Raw genomic sequence first — 18,421 nt, 5'->3', positions numbered from 1 at the left:
TGGTCAATCAAAATTTGTGCAGTAAACTGACCACATGAACAAAAGTAAACTCCATGAGTCAGCGGAACAGCAGCGAAGAAATGCCTGGGATACCTATTGGGAGGGAACCAAGCAGGCATCAACTTATAAGGGAGGTGAAACTGAAAGTCATATTCTCATGCAAAAATGGAATGTGATCTTCACCAGCATAGCTAATCAGCATACACATATGCTCGACATAGCCTCCGGCTACGGAATCCTGGCATCCCTTGCCTACAAATCTTTAGAGCCCCGAAACACCTCCATTACCTGCGTTGATATCTCTAAATCCGCGTTAGAAGCTATTGAAAAGAAAGTACCGCACGTTAATACAAAAGTCTGTGATGCCGCGCAACTTCCCTTTGACGATGCCTCTTTCACGCTCATCACCAGTCAGTTTGGCGTCGAATATGCCGGTATGGATGCATTTCGCGAGGCTGGACGAGTGCTCCAACCCGGCGGTTTGATAGCGTTTGTTTCCCATTTGACAGATGGAGGGATTCACAAAGAGTGCAACGCCAACCGCGCCGCTGTTGAGGATTTTATCAGAACGGATTTTCTAAATTTGACTCATAATCTGCTTGAAACAAAAATGACTCCTGGTTTCAGCCAGTTGGACATAAAAACTAGAATGGAATGTCTAAAACCAGCGATAGAAGCGACCGTGGATATAGTCAAAAAATACGGACGAAACGTTGCCGGAGGATCTATCGATAAAGTATTTATGGATGCCGCAAAGATTTCCAGGTCAAGTGAAAATTTTGACAAAACCGAAGTTCTCAGCTGGCTTAGAAAGATGGAGAGTGAATTAATAGCCTATTCGGAAAGGATGCGCTCTATGTGTGAAGCATCCCTCGACCAGACAGACATTCAACATATCAAAAACATCCTCTTGGAAAATAACATACATGTAAATACAGTAGAAAAACTGCCATTTGTGGAAGGCGGAGAAAACTGCGCATGGCTGATCACCGCGCAGCGAGGTAGCAGCGGATGAAAGCCTTCAGTCAGAGGATAAAACATCTGGCAAGCATAAATAGTTGGCCAGAAATTCTACAAACATACCAAAACAGTGGAGTAGTCCCAGGGCAAGATCCTGAGTCAGATTTTTATTTAGGTCTTGCAAACTTGTTCCTTGGCAATATCGACACCGCAGAGAATCTATTTCAGAAGACAACTCAACACGATGCTAATCGTTACGATGCCACCTTGTTTTTAGCCAGGTGCAAGTTAGAACAGCGTAGAAATGATTTGGCTTTCGCATTTGCAAAAGGCTGCTCGGTGCCAATGGAAGACCCATATTTTCTGGACATGGCTGGGACAGTATTCAGCCATGTTGGCCGACCGGATATAGCTCTCCCATACCTGGAAAAAGCTTCAACAATCGACTCTTCTTCGACCTCTGTACTTAGCAATCTCGCTATTTGCAACCTGCATTTGGGCAATATCGATACCGCTAGGGCACTCTTTTCCAAAATTATCACACAGGAGCCTCATAATCAGAGGTGTCACTGGCAACTATCCAAGATAACCACGGCAACGGATTACTCCCACATTAAAAACATGAAGGGGATTATCCAAAAGCGTAAACTCAAACCAGAGCATTGCGTTTTTTACAATTACGCAATAGGGAAGGAATTTGAAGACCTTAAAGAATGGGATTTGGCGTTTAAGCATTATGATCTGGCCGCCTCAACCGTCAACAAGCATTTAAACTACGATGTAGCGCTCGACGAAAAACTAGTAGATGAGATCATAACAGCAAACTATCAGTCAAATACTGTCGGACGCCAAGCACAACTCCAAGAAAGCGGACAAGACAATGAGGGCTGTATATTCATTACAGGGCTCCCGCGTTCTGGAACTTCACTAGTTGACCAAATCCTATCCTCTCACTCCGAAATATCCAGTGCAGGGGAATTGCAGACTATAGAAAACTGCATCCAGGAATCGCGCCTGACCAGGCAGCTTTCAGGGCGTGACATTATTGAATATTCTGAAGAATCTGTCTCTAATTTAGCTGGCATTTACAAAGATCGAACCAGGTATTTGCGAACCAACAAACGCTGGATGATAGACAAGCTCCCTCATAATTACCTCTATCTCGGAATTATTGCCAAGTCCTTTCCAGAAGCAAAGATTGTACACGTCAATCGTGAGGCAAAAGATAGCTGTTTTGCAATGTTCAAACAACTTTTCGCATCCAAGTATATGTTTTCTTATTCACAGAAAAGCCTTGCCAGGTATTACATTGCCTACTCAAAGCTCATAGACTTCTGGCGCCAGGAATTAGGAAACCGCTTGATTGAAGTGCATTATGAAAAGCTGGTGAGCGAACCAGAACAAGAAATCAGAAAGCTATTCAAAAAACTTGAGATGCCATTTGAAACCGCTTGCCTGACACCACATAAAACTAAACGGGCAGTTATGACTGCAAGCTCACGTCAGGTCAGACAACCTATCCACCAGTCATCCATTCGAAAACATCAAAACTTCAAACAGCATCTAACTATTTTGTATCAGACCCTTAATAACGAAAAAACTTAACGTCTACGGCCATGCTTATGTGTTTTTTTCACATAGGAGATCAAATGGCTCTATCAATTCCAGTGTAGTTTAGAAATTAAGGCGCTCGCCTGCAGATTGCAATCTTCAAAGTAGACACTCCATAGATTTAAAGTTTGTAGAAAAACTTTCCGATTCCCAACTCAATGTACCATAACTCCGCCTAAAACTGGGCCGGGTAGCGTTAAACTGTTGGGATTGGAAATCGCCGACCTGCACGAAACCCTGCAAATCTAATTAAGCTCCCTTCACATCAACGATTCTAATCACTTCGGGCGCCGCCATTGAGTGGTTGTCGAGAAGCGCCGGAATGTCCACCAGCTAAAACTGCGCAACCGACACGGTAAGATTATATCGTTGGGCGCCTCAGCTCGTATTTAATACAGTTTCGATCCCAATATCTCACCACGGATCCAAAAAAAGTGCAAAGTGCCGACCACCTATGACTTTTTAGCAATTTTTACCAATCACTGTAGCCAGTCGCTAACACAGTATAGTGATCTGTATTGTTAATCGAGCCCATTAGGGCACTATGGAGCGGCTTTCCATCGGTGCCGGAACGCAACAACGATCAAAGTGTGCCCCGCCCGACTTCCGCCCTTTACGGAGCTATAGACCAATTTGCCGGGGTCGCTAGAAATACGCGACAGGCGAGAATTATGTCCAACGCCAAACGCAGTCTCGCAGCGGCAACCACCCTCGTATGTGCATCCACCAGCTACGCCCAGGAGTCCCCGTTCAGTCAGATGGTCGCCTTCGATGATAACCTGACCGATGTGGGCAACACCGGTATCGCCACCAGCGGCGACAACAAACAGGCTGCCATCAGTATCATGTCCCAGCAGCTGGCTCTGAAGCCGGTCACCCCCTCCTGCGCCGACCCCAGCCTCAGTGAAGAGCAATTACTGGGCTGTAGGGAGCCATTACACCGCCGACTTGCTGTTGAACATTATCGGCACCCGGGGTTATTTGGACTATCTGTCCCAAAGCGGTATGGCCCTCGACGTTGACGCCCACAACTTTGTCAGCGCACTGCTGCCCGATCCAACGCGCGAAACCAGCACCGGACTTTACGCCGACCTGGAACAGCTGGGATTACTGCTCCAGGGCGATGCTGGCGTAGCGCAACTGCGCGCCGCAGCCGACCAGTTTGAAGCAGCGGGGGATCTGGTGAGCGCTGCGGCTTACGATGCCCAGGCGGACGCGTGCATTGGCCTGGCCGAGGCCGCAGCGGGGGTCTTCCCGGATGCCGATTGGCAGCGGTGTGCGGTCCACTTCTACCACGATGTGTTGTCCCACGTACCACGTGGGAAAATGCGGGAGGTGGCGGCAATGCTGAAGGCCATTCCTGCCCAGGGGAGCCGTGAGGCCGCCGAGAGCAAATCAAAGGACGTGATCAAGAAGCTGCAGGCCATGAAGCTCAGGGCAGCAGCGGAGTTGGTGGAGAATTCGATCCACGAGACACTGGCCCGCTATGCCTACCCGCCGCGGCACTGGCTGAAAATCAAGACCAACAACCCTATGGAGCGGCTTCTCAAGGAGGCCCGGCGCAGGATCGAAGTGGTGGGCGCATTCCCTGATGGAAATTCTGCACTGATGCTGGTGGCTGCCAAGTTGAGACACGTATCCAGCACCTCCTGGGGAAGCCGGCAAGTACATGAATATGAAACTTGTCAACGAGATGGATCAGGAGGTCATGCACTCGGCAGCTTGATGAATGGCCGGGAAGACCCGCGAAAAAAGTGCGAATGAATATTTACACTACCGCTGGTTTTTGGTAATGATAGAAAAATTTCTTTCATAACTAATAACCAGGGATTTTGGCTTAACAATGAAACCAGCTCAATATTCTATACTGACTTTTTGTCTCCTTTTTTTATCCAAAGCGGCTCTCTCCCAGCCATTAATTTATACCGATGAGTTCAACCTGGACCAGAAAGGCGGGGGGGAGTATTACGAAAACTGGGTTGAGCCCGGGCAGGCGAACTATCTGGTGTCCACCCGGGAGGAACTGGTAGACGCCCTAAGTCAGGCGACCTTCGGGCAGATTATCTATGTGGACGATGATGCGGAGATCAATCTGGGTACTTATGCGTTTTTACAGATTCCAGACGGGGTAACCCTTGCATCAGGCAGGGGGAGAGAGGGCAGCAGCGGTGCGCTGTTGTTCACTGAGGCGTGGGGCAACAGCCGGCTTATCTTCGAATTGCACGACCGTTCCAATATCCGGATTACGGGTCTGCGATTTAAAGGCCCCTACTTTGCCGCCGACACCTCCCGCTGTGATGGCGAGGAAGTGGATGCCGTCAACATTCGCTCATCCCAGGCTATTGAGATCGATAATAATGAATTTTTTGGCTGGCCCCGCGCCGCCATCAATATCATCAATTCACAGTCCATTGAAGTGCATCACAACGCTCTGCACCACAACCGACGCAATGTCAGCGCCGGGCAGTGCCAGGACGGCCAATTGGGTCAAGCCGTGGCGACTAACCTCAGTAAAGACCTCAACATTGAGCATAATATTTTTCAATACAATGGCCAGGATATTGTCAGCCGTGAGGAGCCGTGGGAGGCGCCAGCCGACTACAGTTACAGGTTTACGGCAGCGTATAACCTGGTTCTCGGCGGCAATATCGGTGAGAATTTTGTTTTCTACCGCCGCAGTCCTCATAATTTTAATTTTTACATCACACACTCTTTTGAAATTCATCACAATGCTTTTTTCAAACCCAGCGGGGCCGGGATCAGACTAGATCTACAACCCGTCCTATTTGCCAGGGTTTACGACAATGTGTTCTCCCACAGTAATCAGGGCAGCGCCGTCGAACTGCTCTATGGGTCCGAAAGTATATATGTTTTCGACAATCACTACGGAGAGCCGAAACCGAATGACTGGAAAATTTCCCTTTCCGGCAACCAGGGCTGGCAATACCGTCGTTTCACAAGTCATGACTTCGACAGCGTGGCATGGGGGGATTTCGACGGCGACGGGGCAACCGATGCATTTCTTGCCGACGGCAAGCACTGGTATTTATCCTCAAAGGCAAAAAAATCCTGGAAGAAAATAAATACATCGGCAGCCCCCCTCAAAGACCTGCGCTTTGGTGATTTTAATGGCGACGGAAAAACCGACGTTTTTCGGGCCAATGGCAAGCACTGGTATGTATCCTGGTCCGGAACCAGTGGCTGGCAGAAAATTGGCACATCTGTGGTTTTGGTAAAGGACCTCTATGTTGGTGATTTTAACGGAGACGGTATCGACGACTTATTGACCGACGTGGTTAACTCCGGAGCTTGGTCTGTATCGTGGTCTGGGAGATCCGGGTGGGATCTGGTATTGTCTCGCCCAGCGACGCGATTGTCGGAGACCCGATTTGCAGATCTTGATGGGAATGGCATAACGGAAGTCTATTGGGCTGAGGGAACACGACTGCGCCAAGCTATATCGCGCGATAAGGGGGGCTTTTTCCGGTTTATTAACACTGGCACTTGGGAGTATTTTAGCGGAGGGATTTCCATAGAAGAACTTCGCTTCGCAGATTTCGACGGCGATGGTAAAGACGATTTTTTTAGAGTGAAAAATTCAAAATGGTATGTTGGGTTGAGTAGAGGCTTTGAAAAGACTGAATGGAGGGGAGTCAATAGGTCATCCATCCACATAGAAGATCTGGCGGTACACGATTTTACCGGTAACGGTAAAGCCGATGTGATGAGTCATTGAATCCTGTTGGAAGCTGGGCGCCATCTCAGGATGGCGCCGAAGGCGATGCCCAGCAAGCAGATCCAGGTGGCGGTGCGCTACCAGATCTAGACCGCAGTAATTTCACTGTCCCTGGTCCGGCGCGGCCTGTTGCGCCAGGCTGGGCCGCCTTTCACTGGCGCGACGGGGCAAGAAAATGAGTGAGCAACGACTGATCGGAAACAGGGTACTGGTGACCCGGGCCGAGGACTATATGGGGCCGGCGACCATCGAGCTGTTTGCTGCACGGGACGGAGATTGTGGCCGATACCCGGGACCTCACACAAGAGGGCGCCGTTCAGGAACTGGTGGCGGATAGCGGGCAGATTGATCTGTTAGGGGGCTAGTTCACACTAAGGCCTGTTGACACTAACTGAGTAGGTCCTAGTCACAGGTCCAACACTGGCGCAAAACGCCGACCATCTCCAGCATTCCCGACTGACTTTGCCACTCACTGTAACCCGACGCTGGAGCAGTCCAGTGACCGGGATTGTTAATTGAGTCCATTAGGATACTATGGGGCGGCTTTCCAGAGGTGCCGGAACGCAACAACGATTAAAGTGCGCCCCGCTCTAATTCCGCTCTCTACGGAGCCATAGACCAATTTGCCGGGGTCGCTAGAAATACGCGACAGGAGAGAATTATGTCCAACGCCCAGCGCAGCCTCGCGGCGGCAATCGCCCTCGCATGTGCATCCACCAGCTACGCCCAGGAATCCCCCTTCAGCCAGGTGGTCGCCTTCGGCGATAGCCTCACCGATGTGGGCAACGCCGGTATCTTCACCAGCGGCGACAACAAACAGGCTGCCATCAGCATCATGTCCCAGCAGCTGGGGCTGGGGCCGGTCACCCCCTCCTGCGCCGGCCTCAACCTCTGCCTGCCGGAGGTGGACCCCAGCCTCAGTGAAGAGCAGCTGCTCGCCTCTGCCCAGGCGCAGGTCCAGGCCGCCCTGCCCAGTGTAGGCGGCGGCTGGGCCGTCGGTGGCCATCACACCGCCGACGTACTGTTGAACATTCTCGGCACCCGGGGTTACCTGGACTATCTGTCCCAAAACGGTATGACCCTCGACGTTGACGCGCACAACTTTGTCAGCGCACTGCTGCCCGATCCAACCCGCCAAACCAGCACCGGGCTCTACGCCGACCTGGAACAGCTGGGATTACTGCTCCAGGGCGATGCTGTAGTGGCGCAACTGCGCGCCGCAGCCGACCAGTTTGAGGCAGCGGGGGACCTGGCGAGTGCCGCGGCTTACGATGCCCAGGCGGACGCGCTGCAAGCCCAGATTGATGCGGCACCGGCGACCATCGTGGCCGACTCCGGTGTTACCGGCAACCCGCATCCCCTGGGCCTCGGTTATCTGGAAACCACATTTGGCCGCGCAGATCCAAAGGCCCTCTACTGGGTCAATGGCGGCGGCAACGACCTTCTCGGCGGTTTTGGTGCACTTCTCTCCGGCGCCATCGACGCCGGCCAATACACAGCCGGCATCAACACCGCCGCCAGCATGCTGGCGGATGCGGCCGGCGCCCTGTCGGATGCCGGCGCCAACTATATCCTGGTGTCCAATGTGCCCGACGTGAGCAAAACTCCAGGGTTGTTTGCAGCGGTCAGCGCCGCCGTCAACGGCAGCGCCGAAGCGGCGCAACTCCAGAGCGCCGTGGCCGCAGGGTTGATCACTGCGGAAGAGGCCCAGGCACAGCTGGACGATGCCATCGAAACCACCCTGGCCGAGGCCAGTGCCGCCAGCAACGCTTTCAACCAGACACTGGTCAATGCCGCCCGGGACATAGATGGCGTGCTGATAGTGGACCAGTTTGGTGTACTTCAGGTTTCGCTCGCCAACGCCGCCGCATTTGGCCTGTCGCCCGACCTGGACCAGAGCAGATTCTGTTATGACGGCAGCGGCGGCGACTGTATCGAACACCCGGTGTACGGTATCAACGGCAGCGATCCAGACGACACCAGGCTACTTTTTAACGACACAGTACACCCGACCCAGGTGGGCCAGAATTTACTGGCCGACTACTATACCGCAGTGGTCAACGCCGCCCAGGTCGCCGGCCAGTTGCCGGACCTGAGCGTACAGGCCGCCCGCACCCACACCAACACCCTGGATGCCCGCCTGCTGGGCAGCCGCTACCGCGACGCACACAGCGAAGTATTTGTGAGCGGTGTGTTTGGCGAGAACGATTACGATGGCAGCCTGGGCCTGGCCGCCAGCGGCGACGGCAGCGGGGGGCTGATCGGAGCCACCTACGCCCTGCGCGACAATGCCGAAGTGGGCTTTGCCCTGAGTCGCAGTGACATGGAGACAGACAACAACCTGTCCGCAGTGGAATCCACCGCAACCAACTACAGCCTGTTCGGTCGCCTCCACCACGACATATTTTTCGTCGACGCCAGCGCCACCCTCACCGATATGGATTACGACCGCATATCGCGCAACCTGCGTCTGGGCAGCAGTTTCAACCAGAACCTTGACGCCAGTACCAGCGGTGAAAGCCTGTCCCTCAGCCTCACTGGCGGAGTGAACCTCTCCACCGGTGCAGCGCAGTTTGGCCCCTTCGCCAATGTCGCCCAGACCAGGGTGGAGGTGGACGCATACAGCGAAGATGCCATTAGTGGCTTTACCTACACTGATGCCAACGGTGTCGAGCGAGACCCGTTCGGCATGAATTTTGGCTCCCAGGAGCGCCGCTACACCACCATGCGCCTCGGCGCCTTCGCCAGCATGGACTGGAACTCGGTCAGTGCCTACGGCCAGATCTGGTATGAAGACACCACCGGCAACGAAACCGACTCGCTGGAGGTTGGAGTGAAATCCATAGAGGGGAACATGAACGCCATGCCCAGCTATGACAGCACCGACACCGGCTTGTTCGAGGACGGCGCCGGCGCCCAGGTCGGCCTGCGCTGGCAGGTGGCCAGTGCCATTGACGTCAGCGCCAACCTGACTGCGCGACCCACTTCAGAGACCGGCGCCATCAGCGTAAGTTACCGTTTCTAGCCACAAAAACAGAAGTGCCCGCTGCATCTGCAGTGGGCACTTCTCCCTTCCTTACGCCTTGGGGCTGCTGAACGAATTCAAAGCCTCCCGCTGCCGCGGACTCCCGATACAAGGCCTGGCAATATAAGGGCTCTACCCCGGACAACCATATGCACCTGATACAGACCCCACGCCTGCGTATCAGGCGTTTCCATCCCGGCGATGCCCCCTTTATCCTCAAGCTGGTGAACGATCCGGATTTCCTGCGCTATATCGGTGACCGCAAGGTTCGCAATCTGGAGGACGCGCACGCCTATCTCGAAACAGGCCCCATCGCCATGTACCGCGACCACGGCTTCGGTTTGTATATGGTCGAAACCCACAGCGGTGAACCCATAGGCACCTGTGGGCTGATGCAGCGGCAGAGGTTGGCCCACGCGGATATCGGTTTCGCGTTTTTGCCGGAATTCCGCCACCGGGGTCTGGCAGAGGAATCAGCCCGGGCGGTTCTGAACTATGCCCTGGAGGAGCTGGGACAGCCCAACCTGTTTGCCATAGTGCAGGCGGACAATCTCCGCTCGATCCGATTACTGCGCAAAATCGGCTTCAAGGCCGAGGGTTGGTTTCGCCTGCCCGACAGCGACGAGCCCCTGAGTTTAATGGCGCTGCATAGGGAAGCGTCACAGGACCTGGACAGGTAACCCTTTGACAAGAGCCGGCGGTGAACTAGGCTGCAAATTATCCCCTGTTCAGGAATCACGAGGCGAATCATGATCATTGCCACAGACATGCCGGAGGTCGCTCAGTGCGCCGCGATTCAATGCGCCTACAACAGTGACCACAACTGCCACGCCCGCGCCATCACCATTGGTGGAGATGCAAACCCCGGCTGCGACACTTATTTTGCCAATTCCAGCCACACCCTCAGCAGTCGCGCCGCCGGCGTCGGGGCCTGCAAGGTCACCAGTTGCAGCCACAACGACGACTTCGAGTGTTCCGCCGACAGCATCCTTATGGATACCAACGGCACAAGTGTGCGCTGTATGACCTACAGTACCCATTAGCAGGTTGTTGAAAAAGCCCTCCCTGGCTTTCCTCAACCCGGGTTTGCGGTGCATGTCCGCAAACCCTCAACGACAAATCAAGCAGTTACATGCTTGATGTGCGGCCCGAACATCCCTGTTCGGGACGGCAGGCTGCTGAAAAATACTTTTTCAACAGCCTACCAGGGCTTGTTTACACTAAGCCCCGACTTGCGGGCGCTAAACCCTATTGGCCCGCCTGGCGGTTGTCGGCGGGTCGTCGCCGCCCACTCCCCCGGCCCGGCATCAGTGCGAAACCGGTGCAAACTGCGATCAGCCCAACACTGACCAGCAGCCCCAGTAATGACTGCTGTGGCTGCTGTTGATAAAGCCAGCCTCCGGCGGCGAACCCTATGCTGTAACCGCCGGTATGCATCATCGACAGGGTTCCAAAAAGCCTGCCGCCGCGTAGTCCCGACTGACTCAGCAGGGCACTGTAACCCGGCACCAGAAAAGCGGTACCCACCACAAACAACAGCAGTCCCACCGCCGCCGCGCCTCCCCCCAGAGTCGTGTAGAGCAACAATGTACCCACGCCCAGGGACACCACCCCCAGAGTCAGGCTCAACTGCGGCGCCTCGAGTCGACGCACTAACCCCACCTGGACCACAAAACCGCAAATAGCCACTGCAGCCAGCAGCACCGCAGCGGTGGATGACGCCCCCAGGGCGCTCAGGCCATATAAATCCTGCAGCACCGGCCCCATTACCACCTGCAATTGGCCCACACTGACCGTGCCCAGCAAAGCTGTGGCAAAAAGTGCCAGAGCAGCCGGGGGCAGAGGCGCTTGCAGAGGAATTTTCGCCGGTTTGTCGGCCGCCCTGGCACTGGGGAAGCTCACCGTCAACAATAATGCAGCGAGGGGTAGCACAATCAACCAGGCCAGTGGCCACAGATCCCCCAGCAGCAGGGCCGGTAGCACCAGCAAGGGCCCCAGCCCCCGGCCCAGATTGGCTGCGGCACTGAGCCCCGAGAGAGTGGCCAGTCGCCTGGCCGGATCACCGGATTCCACCGCCCAGGCCTGACAGCCGGGGTAAATGGCGGCAGCGTGCAATCCGTACATCACCCGGCTGGCCATCAGGGCCGGCATTGCTTGACTCCCGTCCCAATGGCCCAGCGCCATCCCCAGCAACAGGACCACAAACAGGCACTGGGCGAGCAGCGCACCCACCAGACCCGCCAGTACAACTGACTTGCGACCTATCCTGTCGCCCAGGCTGCCCCATGCGGGCCCGGCAATCATCAGGCAGAAGGTACCCAGGGCCACCAGGCCGCCAATACTGGCCAGCTCCAGACCACAGTGTTCTGCAATCAGAGGAATCTGGGTGAGCAACACCATCTGCACAGCGCCCTGGCTGGCCACCACACCATGGATTTTCCGCCGCTGCAGCGATTTCCGCATCCGGGACTCCACCAATAAAAATAAAAACGAAATCCTGCCAGGCGCCCTTTCCCTATTCGCAAACTATTAACCCGGCAATTTATTGAGCTGTCACAACAGGGCCAACTGAGTTGGTGTCAACAGGCCCGAAAAAAGCAGAAAAATTTCCCGCCCACAGGCTTGCAGTGCGTCCAAATTACCTGCATGATATTTTAAATGCAAACCATTATCGTTTTTATTTAAAGAAAAAATGCCCAACATGAACATCTCCCCATCCGGTATGGCTGCTCCGCTCCCCGCCGCAGAGCCGAACCATGGCCGCAATGTGTTTCTGGCGGCACAAAGGTTGTCAGCCAACTGCTTTTTCAACGCACTGTTGCGGGAAACCGGCTGTGGCACCTGGTACCGCCGGGAGAGAAGACCACTGCCGAACGGTGTCTCAGCACCGGCTGTCTGCATCCCACTTGCCACCGGCAAAACCGAGTTGTGGCTGAATGTCTCCTATTTCAGCGAGTGTGGCAGACACCAGTTTGCACTTCCAATCGTATGGCGCAGTAGCGACGGCCACTGTGCCCAGGTGGATCTCGCGCAGGCCGCACAGCTGGTGGCGGATGAACCCGGTTTTTTCCCCGGTGCGGACAGGGTATCCCGCGCGCAGTTTACCCGGCGTGTAGAGGCCAGTGTCGACAATATGGCGCAAGCCCTGAGAGCGCGCAGCGCCGACTGCGAACACTTGTTTACTCAGCCACTGACTTTTGTAGAGGCGGAGCAGGGGCTTCTGTGCGGCCACGCCATCCACCCGACCCCCAAAAGCCGGGAACCTTTCACCGATGAGGACGCGCAGTGTTACGCACCGGAATTCGGCAACCATTTTTCCCTGACTTGGCTGGGAGTGGATGCGCAATTTGTGTGCGGCGCCAGCAGTGCCCAACTCAGCCAGGGTGCCGTCGCCGACCAAGTGAGGGAGGGTGACGGCGTTGCCCCGGCACCGGGGGGCATGGTGGCCCTGCCGGCCCATCCCTGGCAGTGGCGCCGACTGCGCAAAGACACGCGACTGGCGGCACTGATCGCACAGGGGAAAATTATCGAGTTGGGCTGTGGCGCAGCCTCCTGGCACGCCACTTCCTCGCTGCGCGCCGTTTACAGTGCGCAGAGCCCTTATATGCTGAAATTCTCCCTCAGCCTGCGCCTGACCAATTCGGTTCGCACCCTGCAGCCCCAGGAGGCAGCCCGTGGCCTAGAAGTGCTCAAGGTGCGCGATACCCCGGTGGGGCGCGAATTCACTTCTCGCTACCCTCACTTCCACATATTGGCAGAGCCGGCCTATCTGATGCTCACCGACAGTGAGGGCGAACAGATCGTCGAGAGCCTGGTGATGTTTCGCGAGAATCCGTTTGTTGGGGAAAAGTCCCAACACACCTGTGTGCTGGCGACACTGACCCAGGACCATCCGCAAGGGGCTCCCTGCCGCGCGGCACAACTTATTTTACAGTTGGGGCAGCGGCGGAATCTCTCCCCGGCAGCAGCCACCAGGCGTTGGTTCGCCGCCTTTTTGGATGTGGTCGTTGAGCCACTGCTGATTGCCCAGGCGGATTTCGGCATGCTGTTTGGCGCCCATCAGCAAAACCTGATTCTCGCCTTCCGGGACGGGATCCCGGTTGCCGGTTACTTTCGCGATTGCCAGGGCACGGGATACAGCCAACTGGGAGAGCAGCTGCTGCGCCCCCATCTGCCGGATCTTGCCCGGGATGGTGACAACCTGATCCACGAGGCGCAGGCAAACCGTCTCTTCGTTTACTACCTGATCGTCAACAGCACTTTTGGCCTCATCTCCGCTCTGGCCGCCGCGGAGCTTTTGACCGAGCGGGAATTACTCTGTCAGCTGCGCGATCGGCTGCAACTGCTGTGGGAGGGAAGACGAAAGGATCGCAGTTGCCTGGAGTATCTATTGCACGACGCGGAAATCTGGGCCAAAGGCAACTTCCAGTGTGCGCTGACCGGAATGAACGAAACCACCAGTGCAGACCCATTTTCCATATATCACAGATTGCCAAACCCTTTGTTAATCCGGCAACCGCACAAGTCGCAGGGTTAAGGCTGCGCAAGGATGTGTCTCCAGCGAATGGAGGCCGGCTCTGAAAAGGACTTCATCAGATAAAGCAGTTTCACCAGATTCTTAACCCGGGAACTCAATAAATTGCCGGATTAACGTGGCATAGGGATGTGCCATCGCCGGGCAAAGGCCGGCGCAAGCCCTTGAAAACCAGGCGATTCCGCGTAATTGCGCAGGTTTTCAAGGGCGACAATCCAATGGATGAAGGACCATCTATTGGATTGCCGCGTTAAAAATAACCGCAAACACCCAGAGAGGGATTACCCCGGCGCTGGAGATCCCAATGGTTATCGCAACTATAAGGAAAGGAGAATGAACAGCCTCGCGGCCAGAACCGAATCAATGAACCGGCGGAGCGGCACACTGCCCGATGGACGCCGCTGGGATGCCCTCGAGAGGGGCTTTCGCTGTCAACTCAACGGGGGGGTATTGATCGCGATCGACTATATCTCCGGGGGCGAGTCCGCCCGGATTACGGGGCCCTCGGGCGGCATTGCAGCTGCGGAACTCGACCAGTGGTTTGACTGGCTTTTCGCCCTGAATCCCGCTTTGCAACGCATAGTGGTATCGGCCCCGGGCCGTATCCGCACCACTGCCGTCAAGGAAGTATCCAGGGTGGATTTCTACAGCCGGTCGGAATTATGGTATCGCGGCAACAATGGCGGCAACTTTCCCCTGCAGTGGGTGGAGAGTGAATCGGGATTTCGCCATCCCCTGCGACTGGCACCGCTCAGGGGCGAAATATACCGCCGCCACTTTTACTCCCTGGGTATGGATTTAAGCCTGCGCCATCTGGACCCCGAACAGGACCTGGAGTTATTTACCCAGTGGATGAACCAGCGACGTGTGGCGCGCTTCTGGGAAGAAGCCGGAGATATTGCGAAGCAGAGACGCTATATAGACCAGGTCCTGCAGGATCCCCATAAATCCCCCCTTATTGCCAGCTTCGACGATGTGCCATTTGGCTATTTTGAAATCTACTGGGCGATGGAGGACCGCATTGGCCCCCATTGCGACGCACAACCCTACGACCGCGGCTTTCATCTACTGGTGGGAAACAAGCGTTTTCTGGGCAACCGTTTTACCCGTGCCTGGCTGAATGGCGTCTCCCATTTTTTATTTCTGGACGATAACCGCACCCAGACCCTGGTGGGTGAACCCAGGGCCGACAATGTCGCCATGCTGAAGTATTTAAACGAGACATTCGGCTGGCAAAAAATCGCTGAATTTGATTTCCCGCACAAGCGGGCTGCCCTGGTGCAGTGTGAAAGGGATATTTTTTTTCGTGCCATGGGGGGCGTATGAACATGGAGGATCTCTATTGGAGGCAGGCCAATCGCAGACTGCTGGCAAAATCACTGGCGGAGCTTTGCTACGAGCAGGCCCTGGTGCCGAGCCCCGGGAAGGACGGCATCTGCCGGGTTTCACTCAAATCCGGAGTGGACTATCGGTTTCGCGCCCGCCTGACCATTTGGGACTGGCTGTACATAGATGTCGCGAGCCTGGAGCGCGTATATAACGGCCGAACCACGCCGGCGGAGGACGCAGCGCAGTTCTTTATCGACGCCGCCGCCAACCTGGAGGCCAGTCCCGCCACCCTGGGCAATTTGCTGCAGGAGCTGGCCAACTCCCTGGTGGCCGACGTGACCCTGTTGCAAAAACAGAAGGGGCTTGATGCCGGCACACTGGCGCAGCTGCCTGACGAGCAGCTGCAGTGCCTGCTGGACGGACACCCCAAAGCCATGGTCAACAAGGGGCGCATAGGCTGGGGAGCGCAGGAGTTCGATGCCTACGGCACCGAGTCCGCCAAAGGCGTGCGCCTTTTATGGCTGGCGGTCAGGCGCGAATTAGCTGTCAGCGGCAAGGGGGGTGGCTGGGACTGGCCGCAACTGTTAGCCGAGAGCCTCAACAAAGAGGAGTGCCGGCAACTGGACTGGGTAGCGCGGCAGAAAGGTATCGACTGGCAGGCCTTCCTGCCCCTGCCGGTACACCCCTGGCAGTGGCAGCACCATATCCGGCAGCACTATGCGCAGCCAATCAGCCGCGGTGACCTGGTATTCCTGGGCGAATTTGGCGATGCCTACCTGCCGCAGGTATCGCTGCGCACCCTGTCGAACCTGTCGCGCCCACAGGCACTGCACCTGAAACTGCCGCTGACTGTGTTAAACACTTCCTGCTACCGGGGCATCCCGGGCAAGTACACCCGCTGCGGGCCGGCTCTGTCCGCCTGGATGCAGCAGCTTTGCCAGCGCGATGCGGAACTGAGCGCGCGGGGTACCTGTGTTATGCAGGAAGTGGCGGGAGTGCAGGTCCCACAGGCGCACCAGGAGCAGATAGACGGGGGGCCCTATCGCTACCGCGAACTGCTCGGAGCCACCTGGCGGCAAAGTCCCGCCAGCCTGTGTGCCCCGGATGAGCGGCACCTGTTGATGGCCGCACTGTTGCAGCGCGACGAAGGCGGCAACTCCGTGGCGGCAGCACTGATCCGGGCATCCGCCCTGTCCGCCCAGGAATGGCTCGAACACCTCTTCGATGCCACCGTAGTGCCCCTCTACCATCTGCTCAGCCGCTACGGTATCGGCCTGGTGGCGCACGCACAAAATATTACCCTGGTATTGCGCGCGGACAGGGTCGTGCGGGTTTTGCTGAAAGATTTCCAGGGTGATCTGCGCCTGGCGCAGGGGGACTTCCCGGATCGTGCAGACCTGCCTCCTGAGGCACTGGCGGCACTGGATCAACTGCCCCCCAGCCACATTTTCCACGACCTGTTCACCGGGCATTTTGTCACGGTACTGCGCTATCTGTCGGCACAACTGATGGCGGAAACCGGGCTGCACGAACTGGACTTCTACGGCGTGCTGGCCCGGGTTCTGCGCCGTTACCAGAATGCAGCTGTGCTGCAGGACCCGCAGATGACGCAGCGTTTTCACCAGTTCAACCTGTTCCGCCAGTATGTGGAACGGGTCTGTATCAATCGCGTGCGCTTGCGCCAGGGCTACGATGACAGTGCCGCGCGGCCTGTGCCCATTATCGGCGGCAAGCTGCACAATCCCCTGTGGTTGGCCGAACAGCGGCAGCGCACACAGGATTCCAATGAACCAGAGACCCTTTCCCCAGCGGAGGCCACTTTATGATGCACTGCCTGGATCTCGCCGGAATCGGCGCCGGCCCCTTTAACCTGGCGGTCGCCGCCCTGATGCGGGAACAATCCCTGAGCCACCGTTTCTTCGAAGCCAAAACGGAGTTTTCCTGGCATCCGGGGCTGATGCTGCCGGGGGCCATGATGCAGACTTCTTACCTGAAGGACCTGGTCACCCCGGTGGACCCGACCAATCCCTGCAGCTTCCTCGCCTATCTGGTGGAAAAAAAACGTTTTTACGATTTCCTGCACGCGGAACAGCGCACCGTGAGCCGCTGCGAATTCGCGGATTACCTGAGCTGGGCCGCCCACCGCCTGAAGTCTGTGCAGATGGGCAGCCGGGTGCACAGTGTCCTCGACCAGGGCGACCACTTCCGGCTGGATGTACAGGGCCCGAGTGGGCGTGAGTCGGTATGCGCGCGAAACCTGTGTATCGCCGCCGGCAAAAAGCCCCACTTCCCCCTGTGCAGCAAACCACTGTTGTCAGACAAGTGTTTCCATGCGCTGGAAATCGCCCTGCGCGATCCCGACGTCAACGACAAGCGTATTGCGGTAATCGGCGGCGGCCAGACCGGCGCCGAAGTAGTGATCAACCTTTTGAGCGGACACTGGGGACGGCCGGCGCAGGTAACCTGGGCATCCCGCCGCAGCAATTACCTGCCGCTGGATGAAACGCCCTTCACCAACGACTGGTTTACCCCCGAATACGTCGATGCATTCCGCCAGCTGAGCCCACACCGCCGCGAGGAAATTGTCGCCGAGCAAAAACTGGCCTCGGACGGCGTTTCCCCGGCCACCCTCACCCAACTCTACCAGTTGTTCTACCGGCTGGCGCACCTGGAGGGGGATTCCGAGCGCGTGGTGCTGATGCCCAACCGGGAACTGGTGGCTATGTCCTGCCGCGGCGATTACCAGTTGCAGCTGGAAAACCACCTGCTGGGGGATACCCGTGGCCGCGAATGGATCAGCGCGGACATGGTGATCCTGTGCACCGGATTGAGCGAAGCCCTGCCGCCGTGCCTCGCTCCCCTGCAGGAGCGAATTCCCCGCGATGACCATGGCCGCCTGCTGCTGGACAACGCCTTTGCCACCCGGCTTGAAGGGGATAGCGGCGAGCGCCGCCTGTATTTCCTGGGTACCGGCCGGGCCAGCCACGGCATTGCCGAGCCACAGTTGAGCCTGTCCGCCTGGCGGGCCGCGCAGGTGGTCAATGACCTGCTCGAAACGGAGGTGTACGACATCCGCCAGACCGGCAATTTTATGAAGTGGATAACCCCGCAGACGTCCCGGGTCGCAGTAGCCTGAACCCCCGCCGAACTGCGGGGACAATAAGTCGTCCGCCCTGCTGCCGTTGGGCTGACACTTCCAGACCCGGTTAGATCGCAAGTGCCTGCT

The 18,421-nt window shown here is 56.5% G+C and carries 15 protein-coding genes; 13 read left to right on the top strand and 2 right to left on the bottom strand.

From position 1 onward, the window contains the following. Positions 1-34 precede the first annotated feature (34 nt). The 9 genes from ABVT36_RS09155 to ABVT36_RS09115 all read left to right on the top strand — a co-directional run bounded on the left by ABVT36_RS09155 (position 35) and on the right by ABVT36_RS09115 (position 10,375). On the top strand, positions 35-1,015 hold the full coding sequence (locus ABVT36_RS09155; RefSeq protein ID WP_368456292.1) for a class I SAM-dependent methyltransferase: 981 nt from the start codon (positions 35-37) through the stop codon (positions 1,013-1,015). Next, positions 1,012-2,565, top strand: coding sequence for a sulfotransferase (locus tag ABVT36_RS09150; protein WP_368456291.1), 1,554 nt, complete (start codon positions 1,012-1,014; stop codon positions 2,563-2,565). The genes ABVT36_RS09155 and ABVT36_RS09150 overlap by 4 nt, the downstream gene beginning before the upstream one ends. A gap of 677 nt (positions 2,566-3,242) precedes the next feature. Next, on the top strand, positions 3,243-3,593 hold the full coding sequence (locus ABVT36_RS09145; RefSeq protein ID WP_368456289.1) for a hypothetical protein: 351 nt from the start codon (positions 3,243-3,245) through the stop codon (positions 3,591-3,593). Further along, positions 3,577-4,335, top strand: a complete 759-nt coding sequence (locus ABVT36_RS09140) for a transposase (RefSeq protein WP_368456288.1) — start codon at positions 3,577-3,579, stop codon at positions 4,333-4,335. Before ABVT36_RS09145 ends, ABVT36_RS09140 begins: the two co-directional genes overlap by 17 nt. A 79-nt stretch (positions 4,336-4,414) precedes the next feature. Continuing rightward, positions 4,415-6,307: an FG-GAP repeat domain-containing protein gene (locus tag ABVT36_RS09135; protein ID WP_368456287.1), complete on the top strand. Its 1,893-nt coding sequence runs from the start codon at positions 4,415-4,417 to the stop codon at positions 6,305-6,307. Between the two features lie 175 nt (positions 6,308-6,482). After that, positions 6,483-6,644, top strand: a complete 162-nt coding sequence (locus tag ABVT36_RS09130; protein ID WP_368456286.1) for a hypothetical protein — start codon at positions 6,483-6,485, stop codon at positions 6,642-6,644. A 324-nt stretch (positions 6,645-6,968) separates the two neighbouring features. Then, entirely contained in the window at positions 6,969-9,332 is a 2,364-nt protein-coding gene (locus tag ABVT36_RS09125; RefSeq protein WP_368456285.1) for an autotransporter outer membrane beta-barrel domain-containing protein, read from the top strand. Between the two features lie 149 nt (positions 9,333-9,481). After that, positions 9,482-10,012, top strand: a complete 531-nt coding sequence (locus ABVT36_RS09120) for a GNAT family N-acetyltransferase (protein WP_368456284.1) — start codon at positions 9,482-9,484, stop codon at positions 10,010-10,012. A 69-nt stretch (positions 10,013-10,081) separates the two neighbouring features. Next, positions 10,082-10,375, top strand: a complete 294-nt coding sequence (locus tag ABVT36_RS09115) for a DUF1540 domain-containing protein (RefSeq protein WP_367150707.1) — start codon at positions 10,082-10,084, stop codon at positions 10,373-10,375. Between the two features lie 205 nt (positions 10,376-10,580). Here the strand turns inward: ABVT36_RS09115 and ABVT36_RS09110 are convergent, their stop codons facing one another. Then, positions 10,581-11,795: an MFS transporter gene (locus tag ABVT36_RS09110; RefSeq protein ID WP_368456283.1), complete on the bottom strand. Its 1,215-nt coding sequence runs from the start codon at positions 11,793-11,795 to the stop codon at positions 10,581-10,583. A gap of 90 nt (positions 11,796-11,885) precedes the next feature. Continuing rightward, positions 11,886-12,035: a hypothetical protein gene (locus tag ABVT36_RS09105; protein ID WP_368456282.1), complete on the bottom strand. Its 150-nt coding sequence runs from the start codon at positions 12,033-12,035 to the stop codon at positions 11,886-11,888. On the opposite strand from ABVT36_RS09105, the gene ABVT36_RS09100 reads away from it, so the two are divergent. The 4 genes from ABVT36_RS09100 (at position 12,034) to ABVT36_RS09085 (ending at position 18,331) form a co-directional block, all read left to right on the top strand. Further along, complete coding sequence (locus ABVT36_RS09100; RefSeq protein ID WP_368456281.1) at positions 12,034-13,869, top strand: IucA/IucC family siderophore biosynthesis protein; 1,836 nt, start codon at positions 12,034-12,036, stop codon at positions 13,867-13,869. The two genes, ABVT36_RS09105 and ABVT36_RS09100, sit on opposite strands and share 2 nt — an antisense overlap. A 330-nt stretch (positions 13,870-14,199) precedes the next feature. After that, a complete protein-coding gene (locus ABVT36_RS09095; protein ID WP_368456280.1) occupies positions 14,200-15,192 on the top strand; it encodes a GNAT family N-acetyltransferase in 993 nt (330 codons plus the stop codon). Further along, positions 15,189-17,021: an IucA/IucC family siderophore biosynthesis protein gene (locus ABVT36_RS09090; RefSeq protein ID WP_368456279.1), complete on the top strand. Its 1,833-nt coding sequence runs from the start codon at positions 15,189-15,191 to the stop codon at positions 17,019-17,021. The genes ABVT36_RS09095 and ABVT36_RS09090 overlap by 4 nt, the downstream gene beginning before the upstream one ends. Then, entirely contained in the window at positions 17,018-18,331 is a 1,314-nt protein-coding gene (locus tag ABVT36_RS09085; protein WP_368456278.1) for a lysine N(6)-hydroxylase/L-ornithine N(5)-oxygenase family protein, read from the top strand. Before ABVT36_RS09090 ends, ABVT36_RS09085 begins: the two co-directional genes overlap by 4 nt. Positions 18,332-18,421: the final 90 nt, after the last annotated feature.

Source organism: Microbulbifer sp. TYP-18 (genome assembly GCF_040932045.1).
Classification (GTDB): Bacteria; Pseudomonadota; Gammaproteobacteria; order Pseudomonadales; family Cellvibrionaceae; genus Microbulbifer.
The sequence above is the reverse complement of the archived record's forward strand: the minus strand, read 5'-3'. Positions and strand labels throughout refer to the sequence as shown.